The sequence below is a fragment of the Williamsia sp. genome, assembly GCF_036566845.1.
GTDB lineage: Bacteria > Actinomycetota > Actinomycetes > Mycobacteriales > Mycobacteriaceae > Williamsia.
Map to the genome: position 1 here is coordinate 1 of NZ_DATCVM010000097.1, position 14,516 is coordinate 14,516.

Annotated in this window: 15 protein-coding genes; 10 read left to right on the forward strand and 5 right to left on the reverse strand. The window is 65.2% G+C overall.

The window, feature by feature from the left end:
* The 6 genes from VIQ49_RS08345 to VIQ49_RS08370 all read left to right on the forward strand — a co-directional run.
* A partial coding sequence (locus VIQ49_RS08345) for a biotin/lipoyl-containing protein (RefSeq protein ID WP_331883099.1) occupies window positions 1–538 on the forward strand: 538 nt, incomplete at its 5' end.
* Window positions 539–551: 13 nt separating this feature from the next.
* Entirely contained in the window at window positions 552–1,709 is a 1,158-nt protein-coding gene (locus tag VIQ49_RS08350; protein WP_331883101.1) for an acyl-CoA dehydrogenase family protein, read from the forward strand.
* A gap of 5 nt (window positions 1,710–1,714) precedes the next feature.
* Window positions 1,715–2,482 carry an enoyl-CoA hydratase family protein gene (locus tag VIQ49_RS08355; RefSeq protein WP_331883104.1) on the forward strand — a complete coding sequence of 256 codons (768 nt, stop codon included), beginning with the start codon at window positions 1,715–1,717 and terminating at the stop codon, window positions 2,480–2,482.
* Complete coding sequence (locus VIQ49_RS08360; protein ID WP_331883106.1) at window positions 2,479–3,081, forward strand: TetR/AcrR family transcriptional regulator; 603 nt, start codon at window positions 2,479–2,481, stop codon at window positions 3,079–3,081. Before VIQ49_RS08355 ends, VIQ49_RS08360 begins: the two co-directional genes overlap by 4 nt.
* 101 nt (window positions 3,082–3,182) lie before the next feature.
* The gene (locus VIQ49_RS08365) at window positions 3,183–3,641 is read left to right on the forward strand and encodes an ATPase (protein ID WP_331883108.1); all 459 of its coding nucleotides are present in this window, start codon (window positions 3,183–3,185) and stop codon (window positions 3,639–3,641) included.
* Window positions 3,628–3,951 (forward strand): metalloregulator ArsR/SmtB family transcription factor, encoded by a 324-nt coding sequence (locus VIQ49_RS08370; RefSeq protein WP_331883111.1) that lies wholly within the window; start codon window positions 3,628–3,630, stop codon window positions 3,949–3,951. Before VIQ49_RS08365 ends, VIQ49_RS08370 begins: the two co-directional genes overlap by 14 nt.
* On the opposite strand, the gene VIQ49_RS08375 is transcribed toward VIQ49_RS08370, so the two are convergent.
* A complete protein-coding gene (locus VIQ49_RS08375; RefSeq protein ID WP_331883114.1) occupies window positions 3,926–4,162 on the reverse strand; it encodes a hypothetical protein in 237 nt (78 codons plus the stop codon). The two genes, VIQ49_RS08370 and VIQ49_RS08375, sit on opposite strands and share 26 nt — an antisense overlap.
* Window positions 4,163–4,225: 63 nt before the next feature.
* Between VIQ49_RS08375 and VIQ49_RS08380 the strand changes: the two genes are divergently transcribed.
* Window positions 4,226–5,032: a crotonase/enoyl-CoA hydratase family protein gene (locus tag VIQ49_RS08380; RefSeq protein WP_331883116.1), complete on the forward strand. Its 807-nt coding sequence runs from the start codon at window positions 4,226–4,228 to the stop codon at window positions 5,030–5,032.
* Window positions 5,033–5,109: 77 nt separating this feature from the next.
* Here VIQ49_RS08380 and VIQ49_RS08385 read toward each other — a convergent pair whose 3' ends face one another.
* From VIQ49_RS08385 to VIQ49_RS08395, 3 genes are all read right to left on the reverse strand, one after another.
* Window positions 5,110–6,222 carry an NDMA-dependent alcohol dehydrogenase gene (locus tag VIQ49_RS08385; protein ID WP_331883118.1) on the reverse strand — a complete coding sequence of 371 codons (1,113 nt, stop codon included), beginning with the start codon at window positions 6,220–6,222 and terminating at the stop codon, window positions 5,110–5,112.
* Between the two features lie 48 nt (window positions 6,223–6,270).
* The gene (locus tag VIQ49_RS08390) at window positions 6,271–7,782 is read right to left on the reverse strand and encodes an aldehyde dehydrogenase family protein (RefSeq protein WP_331883120.1); all 1,512 of its coding nucleotides are present in this window, start codon (window positions 7,780–7,782) and stop codon (window positions 6,271–6,273) included.
* Between the two features lie 180 nt (window positions 7,783–7,962).
* The gene (locus VIQ49_RS08395; protein ID WP_331883123.1) at window positions 7,963–9,603 is read right to left on the reverse strand and encodes a sigma-54-dependent Fis family transcriptional regulator; all 1,641 of its coding nucleotides are present in this window, start codon (window positions 9,601–9,603) and stop codon (window positions 7,963–7,965) included.
* A gap of 181 nt (window positions 9,604–9,784) precedes the next feature.
* Between VIQ49_RS08395 and VIQ49_RS08400 the strand changes: the two genes are divergently transcribed.
* Window positions 9,785–11,473, forward strand: coding sequence for a SulP family inorganic anion transporter (locus VIQ49_RS08400; protein WP_331883126.1), 1,689 nt, complete (start codon window positions 9,785–9,787; stop codon window positions 11,471–11,473).
* A 15-nt stretch (window positions 11,474–11,488) separates the two neighbouring features.
* Here VIQ49_RS08400 and VIQ49_RS08405 read toward each other — a convergent pair whose 3' ends face one another.
* Entirely contained in the window at window positions 11,489–13,075 is a 1,587-nt protein-coding gene (locus VIQ49_RS08405; RefSeq protein WP_331883129.1) for an MFS transporter, read from the reverse strand.
* 553 nt (window positions 13,076–13,628) lie between these two features.
* Between VIQ49_RS08405 and rpsL the strand changes: the two genes are divergently transcribed.
* Window positions 13,629–14,003 (forward strand): 30S ribosomal protein S12, encoded by a 375-nt coding sequence (gene rpsL, locus VIQ49_RS08410; RefSeq protein ID WP_331883131.1) that lies wholly within the window; start codon window positions 13,629–13,631, stop codon window positions 14,001–14,003.
* Entirely contained in the window at window positions 14,003–14,473 is a 471-nt protein-coding gene (gene rpsG / locus VIQ49_RS08415; RefSeq protein WP_020109663.1) for a 30S ribosomal protein S7, read from the forward strand. Before rpsL ends, rpsG begins: the two co-directional genes overlap by 1 nt.
* Window positions 14,474–14,516 lie beyond the last annotated feature (43 nt).

The following is a 14,516-nucleotide window of genomic DNA, read 5'->3' on the forward strand; positions in this document are numbered from 1 at the left end:
CCGCAGTGGGTCGGGCCGGCCGCTGCCCTCGGGGTGGCGCAACCTCGCATCGCGCTCGCAGTCCAAGAGTTACTTCTACGGCGAGCGTGAGATCCCGGTGAACTACCGCCACACCCGCGACGGCGTCGTCCTGCCGGACGACCCGGATGTCGCGGTGGCCCGAGTCGGCAGCGATGCAGTGACCCTCACCGTCTCCGGTGTGGATCGGAAGTACACCGTCGTCCGCAGTGGTGAGAACCGGTGGTCCGATTTCGCCGGTGGCTCGGTGGCGCTGGTCCGTAAGGCCAGGTTTGTCGACCCCGCCGAGATCAATGCACCGGGCTCGTTGCTGGCGCCGATGCCGGGTTCGGTGATCCGCGTCGCGGTGACACTCGGCCAACAGGTCACCCGCGGCGAGCCGCTGATGTGGCTCGAGGCGATGAAGATGGAACACACGATCGCCGCGTCCGCGGACGGGATCGTGGAAGCACTCCCGGTCGCGCCGGGACAACAGGTGTCGGTGGGCGAAATCCTTGCCGTCATCGCCGAAAGTAACTGAGGGAGAAGACGTCGTGAGTTTCGTGGAGACAGACGAGCAGAAGGCGCTGCGTAGTTCGGTGGCCGCACTCGGAGGCCGGTTCGGGCATGAGTACTTCCTGGATTGTGCCCGCAATGGCCGCAAGACGGACGAACTGTGGTCCGAGGCGGGCAAGCTCGGCTTCATCGGTGTGAACCTTCCCGAGGAATACGGCGGTGGTGGTGCCGGGATGTACGAACTCGCGATCGTGATGGAGGAGCTCGCAGCGATCGGGAGCGGTCTGCTGATGATGGTGGTGTCACCGGCCATCTGCGGCAACGTGATCGCCCGGTTCGGCACCGACGAGCAGAAGCAGACGTGGCTGCCGGGGCTGGCCGACGGATCGATCACGATGGCGTTCGGGATCACCGAACCCGACGCCGGTTCGAACTCACACAACATCACGACCACCGCCCGCCGTGATGGTGGCGATTGGTTGCTGTCGGGACGCAAGATCTACGTGTCGGGCGTCGATCAGGCGCAGGCCGTGCTCATCGTGGCGCGCACCGACGACGCCAAGACCGGACGACTCAAGCCGGCCCTGTTCATCCTTCCGACCGATGCACCGAACTTCGAGTTCAATCAGATCGAGATGGATCTGGTCAACCCGGAGAAGCAGTTCCTGCTGTTCCTCGATGACGTCCGGCTCCCCGCCGATGCCCTGGTCGGATCCGAGGACGCGGCGCTCAGTCAACTGTTCGCCGGTCTCAATCCGGAACGCATCATGGCGGCGGCGAGCGCGGTCGGCATGGGCCGGTACGCACTCGGCCGTGCGGTGGAATACGTCAACGAGCGGACCGTCTGGAAGACACCGATCGGCGCGCATCAGGCCATCGCGCATCCGTTGGCAGTGGGCAAGATCGAGATGGAACTGGCCAAGCTCATGATGCAGAAGGCCGCGACGTTGTACGACGCCGGAGACGATTGGGGCGCCGCCGAGCCGGCGAACATGGCCAAGTACGCCGCTGCCGAGGCGTGTGTGAAGATCGTCGATCAGGCAGTGCATTCGCTGGGAGGCAACGGATTGTCGACCGAGTACGGGCTGGCGCCGCTGCTGAATCTCTGCCGTATCGCGCGGGTTGCGCCGGTGAGCCGGGAGATGATCCTGAACTTCGTGGCACAGAACAGCCTCGGCCTCCCCAAGTCGTACTGACGCCGATGAGTCCCACAAACGAGGTTGTGCGGTACCGGGTCGATTCCGCGATCGCCACCATCACGCTGGATTCGCCCGCCAACCGCAACGCCATCTCCGCGGTACTGACGGAGCAGTTGGGCAGCCGGTTGCGCGATGCGGCCTCAGATCCGCAGGTTCGGGCCGTCGTCCTGACGCACACCGGTGGAACATTCTGCGCCGGAGCAGATCTCAGCGAAGCGGGCACAGCTCGTCCCGAGGTGATGATCGACCTGATGCGGTCGATCCTGGAACTGCCCAAGCCCGTGATCGGCCGGATCGACGGGCATGTGCGAGCCGGAGGATTCGGATTCGTCGGTTCTTGTGATCTGGTCGTCGCGGGGCCGGCGAGCACGTTTGCACTGACCGAGGCCCGCATCGGCGTGGCACCTTCGATGATCTCGCTGACCGTTCTCCCGCGCCTGACCTCGCGGGCCGCCGGGCGCTACTTCCTCACCGGTGAGAAGTTCGACGCGGGCACCGCGAAGGAGATCGGACTGATCACCGTCGCCGCCACAGATCCTGCCGCCGTCGATCAGGTGGTGGGGCAGTGGTGTGCCGAGCTGCGCAAGGGGTCACCGCAGGGTCTGGCGGCGAGTAAGGCATTGACGACTCGCAGCATCCTGGCCGGATTCGATGCGGATGCCCAGAGGTTGGCGTCGGAGTCTGCCGCGCTGTTCGGTTCGGACGAGGCCAGGGAGGGTATGACGGCGTTTCTGAACAAGCAACCGCCACCGTGGATGGTGGACCAATGACCCGGGGCGCCACGCGGTCGCCGCAGCAGGATCGCAGCCGTGCCACCCGTCAGCGGCTTCTCGATGCGACCATCGATGTACTGGCGACCGATGGATGGGCCGCCTGCAGTGTGGGTGTGGTGGCCTCGCGCGCCGGGGTCTCTCGTGGTGCGGCCCAACACCATTTCCCCACCCGGGAATCCCTGATCACCGCGGCGCTCGAGCATGCCTTCGAACTGCTCACGCTGCGCGCCGGCGAGGAGACCAATCGGCTACCTCAGGGTGAGGGGCGGATCGAGGTCGCGGTGTCGACCGCGGTCGAGTTCTACACGGGTGTGGAGTTCAAGGCGGCACTCCAGGTGTGGTGCGCGGCGGCATCGGACCAGGCTCTCAAGGAGCTGATCCTTCCGCTGGAGGGCAGATTCGGTGTTGCGGCACATCGGATGACGGTGCAGATGCTCGGCGTCGACGGGAGTGATCCACGCATACACCGCCTGGTGCAGGCCACCCTCGACTTCGCGCGCGGCCTGGGGCTCGCCGACACACTGTCCGATGACTCGGCCCGACGCAAACAGGTGGTGGCCACCTGGGCTCAGGTGTTGCACGAATCGTTGTCGTGAGCGGGGCCGTACCGACGACATGCAACCTATCGGTTGCAGGGCCGCGGTTCCATATGCAATCATTGGGTTGCAGTAAAAACACCGTCGAACCCGAGGAAGCCATGACTGTAGAACTTGATCGCATCGAAAAGCGGATCGACATCAATGCACCGGCCGGGCGCGTGTGGGCGCTGATCTCCGAACCGGGCTGGTTCATCAACGACGAACACATCACCGAACACCGCATCGAGAGGTCGGGGGACGTCAGCATCGTCCACGATCCGAAGCACGGCGCGTTCGCCTTCCGGACCGTGACACTCGACCCGCCGAAGTACGCGGCATTCCGCTGGCTGGCGGACGTGGACGACGCCGCCAGTGCATCGACCCTCGTCGAATTCTGGATCGACGAGACATCAACCGATTCGGTGACTCTCAGGGTTCTCGAGAGCGGCTTCGCCTCGCTGCCCGGTGATGCCGCCGAGCGACGCAAGAGGCTCGACGAGAACACCGAGGGCTGGAACTTCGAGCTCCGTGTCGCGAAAGAGCACGTCGAGAGTGTGCACGCCGATGCCAATGGCTGACGCTGCTCTGCCAGTTGTTTTCGCGGCCCTGGCCGATGACACCCGCTGGAACCTGTTGGTGCGGTTGGGCAGATCGTCCGCGTCGGCCTCCGCGCTGGCGGCGGAGTTTCCGGTGTCGCGGCAAGCGATCGCCAAACACCTTGCGGTACTGGAGGAAACCGGTCTCGTGTCATCGGGCAAGGTGGGCCGCGAAGTACGGTTCACCGCAGTCGGTGCCCGGCTGAGTACCGTTGCCCGCGAGCTGGAGGGAATCGCGTCGGGCTGGGATCGCCGACTGGCAGCGATCAAGGAACAAGCCGAAAACCCCTGACCGTGCCGACAACACCGCCGATCGTGCCGACAACACCGTCGATCGTGCCGACAACACCGTCGATCGTGCCGAACGGACCGTTGACCGTGCCCTGGTTGCACATCGAGGGTCGTGCCGTTGCTTCTTTGGCACGCTCGCCGGTGTTGTCGGCACGCTCGACGGCTTCTGGCCGGGACGGTCCGTTCGGCACGCTCGCGGGTGATGTGGGCACGCTCGACGGTTGGTTCGGCACGCTCGACGGCTGGTAAGCGTGCTGGTCTGGTAGGAACGATTCATGACGCAAACCCCGAACGCACAAGCCTTGGTGACCTGCGACGTGAATGATGGGGTCGCGCAGGTGCGGCTCAATCGCCCGGAGAAGATGAATGCGCTCAACGGGGCGATGTTCGAGCAGCTCGCAGCGGTGGGTCAGGATCTGATCGGTCGGACCGACATCTCGGCGGTGGTGCTCGCCGGTGAAGGTCGAGCATTCTGCGCCGGGCTGGACACGGCGGAGTTCGAGCGGATGGCATCGGGAGCAGATGCCGTGGTGATCGATCGCCCACGGCTCGGAGCGGCCGCCGCGCTGGGCCAGCAAGCGGTGCATGTCTGGTCGCTGGTCCCGGTTCCGGTGATAGCCGCCGTGCACGGTGTGGCTTTCGGCGGTGGATTGCAGCTGGCCCTCGGAGCCGACATCAGGATCGTCGGGCCGGAAACCAAACTTTCGGTGATGGAGATCGTCTGGGGATTGATCCCGGACATGACCGGAACCCAGATCCTCCCCGAACTCGTCGGCCGGGATGTGGCGAAGGAACTGGTCTTCACCGGACGCCAGATTTCCGGAACCGAATCTGTGACACTGGGTTTGGCCACCCGGACGAATGCGAACCCCGTGGTCGCGGCAACCGCCCTGGCCACCGAGATCGCCGGCAACTCTCGGAACGCCTTGGTGCATGCCAAAGCGCTGCTGGACCTGGCCGGGCGTACCGATCTCGCGTCGGGGTTCGACGCGGAGCAGGTCGCGATCCGGGAACTCATCGGCTCCCCGGAGCAGGTCGCCGTGGTCCGCGAACGCCAAGAAAGCCTGGCCCGCAACAGGTAGTGACCAGGCCCGCAACCCCCACCGAGCTCCGAGGGGTGAGAGCTGATGGGGGTTGTCGGCGGCCCGTAGGGGCCCGGCTATGCGGCGTGGTGGATCACACCGCGAATGTTCTTGCCGTCACGCAGATCCTGATAGCCCTCGTTGACCTCTTCGAGGGTGTAGGTCTTGGTGATCAGCTCGTCGAGCTTGAGCTGACCGGCGTCGTACATCCGGAGCAGTTTCACGATGTCGTACTGCGGGTTCATCGATCCGAACAGGCTGCCCTTGATGGTCTTCTGATTGAGGGTGAGGTCTGTACCCGAGACCTGCACGGTCAGTTTCGTCGGATCGGCCAGACCGGTGATGACCACCGTGCCGCCCTTTCCGATGACCGCGGTCGCGGCGGACACGACTTCCTGATCCACCGTTCCGACCAGGATCAGCGCGGCATCCGCTCCCTGGCCCCAGGTCAGCTCGTTCACCTTCTCGGCGGCGCTGGCCGCGTCGGCAAACGCATGTGTCGCACCGAACTTCAACGCGGTCTCCCGCTTCAGCGGAACCGGATCGACCACCACCACGTACTTGCAGCCGGCGCCGACGGCGCCCTGGACGGCGTTGATGCCGAGTCCGCCGATTCCGTAGATGACCGCGGTGTCACCGTTGCGCAGATTGCCCGCGTTCACAGCGGTACCCCAGCCCGAGGGGACGCCACACCCGACGAGGACCGCGGTCTCCAGGGGTAGCCAGTCATCGACCTTGACCACGGAGTGCTGCGATATGGTGGCGCGTTCGGCGAAGGTGCCAAGCATGCACATTGCGCCGAAATCCTTTCCGCCGCCATGGAATCGGAACGATCCGTCGGGCATCGAACCCTCCAGGATGGTGGCGCCCATGTCGCAGAGATTCTGGCGGCCGGTGGAACAGTAGCGGCAGGTGCCACAGTTCGGGATGAAGCTGCAGACGACGTGGTCGCCGGGCTTGACCTTGGTCACTCCGGGCCCGACCTCCTCGATGATGCCCGAACCCTCGTGCCCACCGACGATCGGATAGCGCGGTGGCAGGTCCCCGTCGGTCAGGTGTAGGTCGGAATGGCACAGACCTGCGGCGGTGTACTTGATGAGGACCTCACCAGCGCCCGGACCGTCGAGTTCGAGTTCCATGATCTCGAAGGGCTTGCCGGCTTCGAGTAATACTGCTGCTTTGGTTTTCATTGTTCTTACCCTCTCGTGGAAGTGATCAGCCGAATGTGAAACTCTGTGTCAGAGAGCGATGTTGACGGCTTTGGTCTCGGTGTAGAGATCGATCGCCGAGCTGCCGAGCTCGCGTCCCCACCCGGATTGCTTGTAGCCGCCGAAGGGCATCGCGGTGTCGAAGCCGTTGTACTGGTTGACCCAGACCGACCCGGCCTTGACGGCCCGCGCGGTCTTGTGCGCCTTGGACAGGTCTGTGGTCCAGATGCCGGCGGCAAGACCGTAGATCGAATTGTTGGCGGCAGCCACGACGTTGTCGCCGTCGAAAGGCATCGCTGCCACGACAGGCCCGAAGATCTCCTCTTCGACAATCGAGAAGCTTGGGTCGACATCCACGAACACGGTCGGTTCGACGAAGTAGCCCTCTGTGCCGTGGCGCTTTCCGCCGGTGAGTGCCCGTGCGCCATCGGCGAGGCCCTGCGCCAGGTAGCCGCTCACCTTGTCGAACTGTTCTTGTGAGATCAGCGGTCCGAGTTCGGTGGTCGGATCGAGGCCCGGCCCGATCTTTGCCTTCGAAGCGGCTTCGGCCACAGCGGCGGTGAAGTCGTCGAAGATGGGACGTTCCACGAACAGTCGGGTGCCGGCCACACAGCACTGGCCGTGATTGAACATCCAGGCCGCCACCGAACCGGCCACGGCCTTGTCGAAGTCGGCGTCGGCGAACACGATGTTGGGGCTCTTCCCACCCAGTTCGAGCGACACCTTCTTCAGATTGCCCTGCGCCGCCGCGACAATCTTCTTGCCCACCTCGGTCGACCCGGTGAAAGCGATCTTGTCGACGTCGGGATGCGCGGAGAGCGCGGCGCCCGCGTCACCGAACCCTGTGACGATGTTGACCACACCCGGCGGGAACCCGGCCTCTTCGAAGACCTCACCGAGCAAGAGTGCGGTCAATGGTGTCTGCTCGGCCGGTTTGAGGACCACGGTGTTGCCGGCGGCCAGCGCCGGGGCCAATTTGAACGTGGCCATCAGCAGCGGGAAGTTCCACGGCACGATCAGACCGCAGACACCCAGCGGATCGCGAAGTGTGTACGCGTGGAACTCGCCGCCCGGGACGAAGGGCATCGACACATTGACCGTCGAGCCGGTGATCTTGGTGCACAGTCCCGCGTTGTACCGGAAGATGTCGGCCGACCACTGCGTGTCGACGGCGGCTGCGATCCCGGCTGATTTGCCGTTGTCGAGCGCTTCGAGCTGACCGAACTCCTCTGCGCGCTCAGAGAGGATGTCACCGACGCGCCAGATCAGACGTTCACGTTCGTTCGGCTTCATCCGCGCCCACGGACCGGAGTCGAAGGCCTTTCGGGCGGCCCGGACTGCTCGGTCCACGTCGGTGGCGTCGCCGTGGGCGACATCGGTGATCGGGGCAGCGGTCGCCGGATCGTAGGTGGTGAACGTCTTGCCGGACGCGGCGCCGGTCCATTCACCACCGATCAGCATCTGGCGATCGCGCGATACGAAGTCCCTGACCTCGGGCCGCAGACGGGGGTCGGCTGTTCGGGCTTCGGTACTGGCGGTCATACACCCTCCTCGTTGAACATGCGCTGTCACGAATATGTGACTGCCGTCATAGTCCCAACAATTTGTGGTGCCTAACTGTCCGGAATTTGAACACCGCCCCGGACACCCGGAAGTGGTGGGTTCTGGCGAGGCTGACCTGGGGAAATGGTCGCCAAAAGCCACCAGTTTCGGGGGTGGGGATCAGATGTCGAGCGCTCGCAGGCGGGTGTAGAGCGTGCTGCGGCTGATGCCCAGCATCTTGGCGGCATGGACCTTGTTGCCGCCCGCGGCATTCATCGCCTCGACGATCGCCTGCCGCTCGGCGCGGTCGCGGCCGGACAGCCGATGGGCGCGGGTGGTGGTCTGATAGTGCTCGGGCAGATCGGCCATCGAAATCAGCTGATCGGCACGCCGCGCGGCATTGTCGGCGGCCGTTTGCAGGACCATCGTCAGCTCACTGAGGTTGCCCGGCCAGTCGCAGGCGAGCAGTGCCTCACCGGCCGCGGCGCCGAGGGTGGCCCGCGGCGCCACCCGGGACAGGACGTCACCGGCGAGTGCCGGTAGTTCGATGGTCCGGTGACGCAGGGGAGCGATATCGATCCGGTTCGGGCACAACGAGATCAGTGCGGCCACCGGGCCGGGCACCTCGGACAGCGGGGGAGCCGTCAGGACAACGGGGACAGAGCTTTTCAGCACCGCCGACCGTAGAGCCGACAGACTCACCGGATCGAGGAGGTGGACGTTTTCGATCAGCAGGGCCTTCTGGTCTGGCTCGGCGAGGATGCCGGCCAGGGCGGCCCCGCCCGAGCCGGTCAGCAAGGCGGCGGCGTCGACGGTTCGTACCGGCCGGCCGGCGATGAGCGCGGCGGCGGCGGTGGTCCGTCCCGTGCCGGGCTCTCCGGTGATCGCCGTGTTCTGCCACGTGGTGTGTGCTGCGGCCGGCCTGTCGTCGGCGGGCGTGGTCCGAGGTTTCCGCGGTATCGCCACGCGGGGCAGATCGATCGGGCGGACCCGGAACAGCGCCCCTCCGCAACTGCCGGGCACCTGGTGGCCGATGGCATCGACGATGTTGCCCGAGACCAGGGTGAGCTGCGTGTGACGTTCTTGTTCACCGAGATCGGCCGCCAGCGCCCGCAGCGTGCCGAAATCGGCGGATGTGAGGATGTCCGACGCCAGCGCATTGGTCAGCAGCAGATCGTCCCCGACCGCCACCACCGCCACATCACGCCTGGGCGCCACTCTCTGGAACGCCTCGACCACCGCCCGCTGTCGCGCGCGGGAGTTGTCGAGCAAACGCTGCTCGATGTCTCCGGCGATCCGGTCGACAAAGGGCGCGAACAGGGGATTGACCGTCTGCTCGAGGTTGCTCATGCAGATGATGCCCTCGAGTCGGCGCGACACCGGATGGAGGATCGGCCTGCCGTAGCAGCTGATCGCCCGGAACTGTTCGAGGAAGTGGTCCGGGGCGTTGATGACGATGCCGCCACGGATCTCCAGCGGGGTGCCCAGCGCGGTCGTCCCCATCAGATCTTCGGTGAACTGCGCACCGGTCACCGCACCCACCGATTCCAGAATGTGTTCGACCCGGACACCGCCGAACGTCCGCGAGATCAGTCGGGCGTTGGCGTCGACAAGCAAGATGGCGGTGTCGGACTCGGACAGCTGGTGCGCGACCTGGTCGAGGACCGGATCAGCGGCACGGAGCAGTGGATGGTCGCGGGCCGAGATCGCGACCGGTCGCACATCCGGCGAATCGTCCGGGCGCAGGCCGCTGCGGACCGACCGTTGCCATGATTGTGCGATGACGGGACGGTCGATCGGATACTCGGATCTGGGGTTCACTGCCTTCCGACGCTACCCCCGCCGGGGTGTGGGATCCATGGACATCGTCGTCTCGGCCCCGACCCGCTGCGATCTAATCGCGAAATCGCGCTCCGCCAGGCGGGTTCGGGTGAGAATGAGCGAACGACCCGACCGGGTCTGAAGCCATCGGACGTTCGGGGACAGAGCCTTGCGAAATATAGTGACGGACGGCCTTGCGCGGTTACCAGGAATCGCGACCGCACGAGCGTACAAACGGGAATGGCTGCGCCCGGACATCACCGCCGGCCTGGTTCTGACCGCACTCCTCATCCCCGCCGGGATGGGTTATGCAGAAGCGGCCGGATTGCCCGCATACGCGGGCCTGTACGCCACCATCGTCCCCTTGCTGGCGTATGCATTGGTGGGTCCGTCGAAAATCCTTGTGCTGGGGCCTGACTCGTCGCTCGCGCCGCTCATCGCCGCGGCCGTCCTGCCGTTGGCGCTGACCGATGATCCCGAGGACGCACTGGCGCTCGCCGGCGTGCTCGGTGTCCTGGTCGGTCTCATCCTCCTTCTCGGCGGCTTCCTTCGCCTCGGATTTGTCACCGACCTCCTGTCCAAACCCATCCGCCTCGGCTACCTCAACGCGATCGCGCTGATCGTGGTGGTCGGCCAGCTGCCCAAATTGCTCGGCTTCTCGGTCGACGCGGACAGCCTGATCGGCGAGATCCGGGAGACGGTGAAGGCCATCGCGAACGGCGACATCGACCTCACCGCCGCCGCAATCGGTTTCGGCTCGCTGGCCATCATCATCGCGTTCCGGGTCTGGATACCGAAGGTCCCCGGAGTTCTTGTCGCGGTGGTCGTTGCGATCATCGTCTCGGCGGCACTGGGTTTGACCGATGACATCGGGATGGTCGGTGCCCTTCCGGAAGGTATGCCGCTGCCGTCGTTCGGCGGCGTCGACTGGGGGGACGTTGCCGAACTCATCGGACCCGCGGCCGGTATCGCGTTGATCGCGTTTGCCGACACCGGTGTTCTCTCCCGCACCTTCGCCGCCCGCCACGGCGAGGACGTGAACGGCAGTACCGAGATGAAAGCGATCGGCTTCGCCAACATCGCCGGCGGAATGTTCAGCGGATTCCCCATCTCCGCGAGTGGATCCCGGACGCCGGTGGCAGAACAGAGCGGTGCCAAGACCCAGCTCGCCGGCGTGGTGGGTGCACTCGCGGTGCTGGTGTTCATCCTGGTCGCACCGGGTGTCACCGAATACCTGCCCGACGCGACGCTGGGAGCCGTGGTGATCGTGGCCGCCACCGCCCTGGTGGACGTCAGCGGGATGATCCGGATGTGGCGGATGAGCCGGATCGAATTCGGTCTGGCCGCGGCAGCATTCCTCGGAGTCGCGCTGGTGGGTGTCCTGCAGGGCGTCCTCGTTGCCATCGGGCTGTCCTTCGTCGCTGTTGTTGCCCGGGCCTGGCAGCCCTACCGCACCGAACTCGTCCAGACGTCCGACCGCCCCGGGTTCCACGACATCGAACGCCATCCGGACGGACAACGCATCCCGGGTCTGGTGCTGGTCCGGTTCGACGCCCCGCTGTTCTTCGCCAACGGCGACATCTTCGACAACTACGTGCGATCGGTGGTCGCGGCCTCCGAGACTCCCGTGGAATGGGTGGTGATAGCCGCCGAAGCGCTCACCGGGCTCGACACCACCGCGGTCGACGAAGTCGTCGACCTCGACACCTATCTGGACGGCAAGGGCATCCACCTGGTGTTCGCCGAGATGAAGGGGCCCATCAAGGACCGCCTCATCCGGTTCGGACTGAGCGAACGATTCGACGCCCGACACTTCTACCCGACCATCGAGGCGGCCGTGGCCGCCTTCCGCAGCCGGGACCGCGACTGAGCGGACTGGCGGAGGTCAGCCCAGGACCACGTCGGATGTGGGCGTCGGTGGATCCGGCTGCCTGATCATCCGCACCGAGTTGAGCAGGCCGAGCAAGCCGGCGATGATCGGGACCAGCAGGGCGATCTGGAGGGCGATGGGCCGGGCGTCGGTGTTGATCCGGATGATCTCGGCCTTGATGTCCGGCGGTTGGTCGACGAGCAGCGCATCGAGCGCGGTGTTGCTCATCACCTCGGCGTCTTCCTCGAGTACCTGCGCCACCTGCTGCTGTTCGGCCTCCGGCAGCACCGTGCTCGATTCCGACATCGACGTGAAGGTGATCGACAGCGTCGCGAGCATGATCGCGCCGGCAAACGCCAGCCCGAAGGACAGTCCGAATGACCCGGCGGCCGAGTTCGTCCCGGCGGCCTCGCTCACCCGCTCATCCGAGACGGGGCCGAGCGTGTAGTTGTTGAGCTGAGACACGAGTAGCCCCATGCCTGAGCCGGCCACGATCAGCGGGAGAACCAGTGCCCACCCGAAATCGGCACGCGGCACGATCGGTTCGAGTACACCGATGCCGGCGGTGAGCAGAGCGAATCCCCAGCAGACGATGACACTCGGACGGCGGTTCGCCAGTTTCTTCCCGGCGAGCAATGCCACCGCGAACATGCTCAGGGACAACGGTGCGAGCGACAGACCGGCCTGCATCGCGTTGTACTCCAACACCATCTGCAAGTAGATGGGCAGCGCGATCATGACGCCGCCGAGCGCGATCTGCTGGAGCATCTGCTGGGTTATGCCGAGGCGAAAGACCTTGGACTTGAACAGTTCTGGATCCAGGAGCGGGGTCTCGCCGCGCTTCTTGCGGCGCACGAGCCAGTACGCGAGGCTGCCCAGGGCAACAGCTCCGGTCGCCAGGAGGGCGCCGACTGCTTCGCCGCCTTCCTGCCACACCAGGATTCCGAGCACGATGCCGCCCATGCCGAGCACCGAGAGGGCCGCGCCGACGGTGTCGATCTTGCGGGGGCCGGTGTACGGCACGTCTTTGACGAGTTTGATGCCCGACAGCACCACCGCGATGATGACCACTTCGAGGACGAAGCCGAGGCGCCACGACAGGAACGTGGTGATGAAGCCGCCGAGAAGAGGTCCCACGGCGGCGGCGATCGCGGCGGCCGCACCGACGAGGGCGTAGACCTTCTTCTGTGCGGCACCTTCGAAGTTGCCGTGGATCAGCGACTGCATCGCCGGCAGTAGCAGTGATGCGCCGATGCCGCCGAGGATCGCCCAGAAGATGATGACGGCAGTCAGGTTCTGCGCCAACGCCATCGCTGTCGCACCCACGGCGTAACCCAGCAACCCGAGCACGTACGCGCGCTTGCGGCCGATGAGATCACCGACCTTGCTGCCGATCAGGATGAACGCGGCCGACACCAGCGCCTCGAGCGCGATGGCGGACTGGACCCCGCTGACGGTGGTGTCCAGGTCCCGGACGACGTAGGAAATCGACACATTCATCAGCGAGGTGTCGACAACCAGCACGAACATGGCCATGGCCAAGAGCAGGGGGAGCAGGCGTTTGCCGCCGGTCGCCTTCTCGGAACTCGGTACGTCGGTCATCGGCTTCCCAACCCTCACGCCAGTGCTGCATCGGTCTGTACAGCATCAGTTGGCGGGCACAACCGTCCTGCCCACATGAACCTAATCCCAAAGCCGGGTTCAGATCGGGCAATCGACTCCCCGGTGTGACGGGGATCATCCGGTGGGCGAATCGTCGGGAATAGAACTCGCTAAAGGGCGGTTGACCACATCGAATCCACCCACTGCCCAGCGATCCTCGCTGTGTGTCGAGACCGCCATCGACCTGCAGAATTGCGCCGATTCGCGATCGTCCGGGGCGATTTTGACCTGCGGTCGCCTGGTCGGTAGAGTTGACCGCTGGTGCTCGGCCTCCGCTAATTCAGATTAGGTCGGGTTCCATCTGCGTGCCTTCACCTGCCGCGCTGGGCAATTTCGACACGCCCGATAGCGGGGTAGGGGATGGCTCACCTGACCAGGGCTTTTAGGCCTGGTGGGGCGTACTGCGGAGGCTTCGATGTTTCATCGAAGGCTTGCCCGGAGCAGAAACCGCAGCAACAGCAAGAAGAATCGCCAACCAAAGGAAGAACTCTCAGTGCCAACTATCAACCAGCTGGTCCGTAAGGGCCGCCATGACAAGCCTGCCAAGCAGAAGACGGCAGCGCTGAAGGGCAGCCCGCAGCGACGCGGCGTGTGCACTCGCGTCTACACCACGACCCCGAAGAAGCCGAACTCCGCGCTCCGGAAGGTCGCCCGCGTCCGCCTCACCAGTTCGGTTGAGGTGACCGCTTACATCCCCGGTGAAGGTCACAACCTGCAGGAGCACTCGATGGTGCTCGTTCGCGGTGGTCGTGTGAAGGACCTCCCGGGTGTGCGTTACAAGGTCATCCGCGGCTCGCTCGACACCCAGGGTGTCAAGGCTCGCAAGCAGGCCCGCAGCAAGTACGGCGCGAAGAAGGAGAAGGGCTGATGCCACGTAAAGGACCCGCGCCCAAGCGCCCGCTCATCAACGACCCCGTCTACGGCAGCCCGCTGGTCACCCAGCTGGTCAACAAGATCCTGCTGGACGGCAAGAAGTCGACCGCTGAGCGCATCGTGTACCAAGCCCTCGAGCAGGCCCGTGAGAAGACCGGCACCGATCCGGTCGTGACCCTCAAGCGCGCGCTGGACAACGTCCGCCCCGCACTCGAGGTCAAGAGCCGTCGCGTCGGTGGCGCCACCTACCAGGTGCCGATCGAGGTCAAGCCCGGCCGTGCGAACACCCTCGCGCTGCGTTGGCTGGTCACCTTCAGCCGTCAGCGTCGCGAGAAGACCATGGTCGAGCGTCTCGCCAACGAGCTCCTCGACGCGAGCAACGGTCTGGGCGCTGCAGTCAAGCGTCGCGAGGACACCCACAAGATGGCCGAGGCCAACCGGGCGTTCGCGCACTACCGCTGGTGACATTCAGCAACAGCTGCAACAACTTTCAATTCAGAGTGAGGAA

Coding starts and splice junctions, on each gene's coding strand:
- VIQ49_RS08390 (WP_331883120.1), bottom strand. CDS start 7,782: ATGACCGCCAGTACCGAAGCCCGAACAGCCGACCCCCGTCTGCGGCCC.
- VIQ49_RS08355 (WP_331883104.1), top strand. CDS start 1,715: ATGAGTCCCACAAACGAGGTTGTGCGGTACCGGGTCGATTCCGCGATC.
- VIQ49_RS08385 (WP_331883118.1), bottom strand. CDS start 6,222: ATGAAAACCAAAGCAGCAGTATTACTCGAAGCCGGCAAGCCCTTCGAG.
- VIQ49_RS08380 (WP_331883116.1), top strand. CDS start 4,226: ATGACGCAAACCCCGAACGCACAAGCCTTGGTGACCTGCGACGTGAAT.
- VIQ49_RS08405 (WP_331883129.1), bottom strand. CDS start 13,075: ATGACCGACGTACCGAGTTCCGAGAAGGCGACCGGCGGCAAACGCCTG.
- VIQ49_RS08360 (WP_331883106.1), top strand. CDS start 2,479: ATGACCCGGGGCGCCACGCGGTCGCCGCAGCAGGATCGCAGCCGTGCC.
- VIQ49_RS08365 (WP_331883108.1), top strand. CDS start 3,183: ATGACTGTAGAACTTGATCGCATCGAAAAGCGGATCGACATCAATGCA.
- VIQ49_RS08370 (WP_331883111.1), top strand. CDS start 3,628: ATGCCAATGGCTGACGCTGCTCTGCCAGTTGTTTTCGCGGCCCTGGCC.
- rpsG (WP_020109663.1), top strand. CDS start 14,003: ATGCCACGTAAAGGACCCGCGCCCAAGCGCCCGCTCATCAACGACCCC.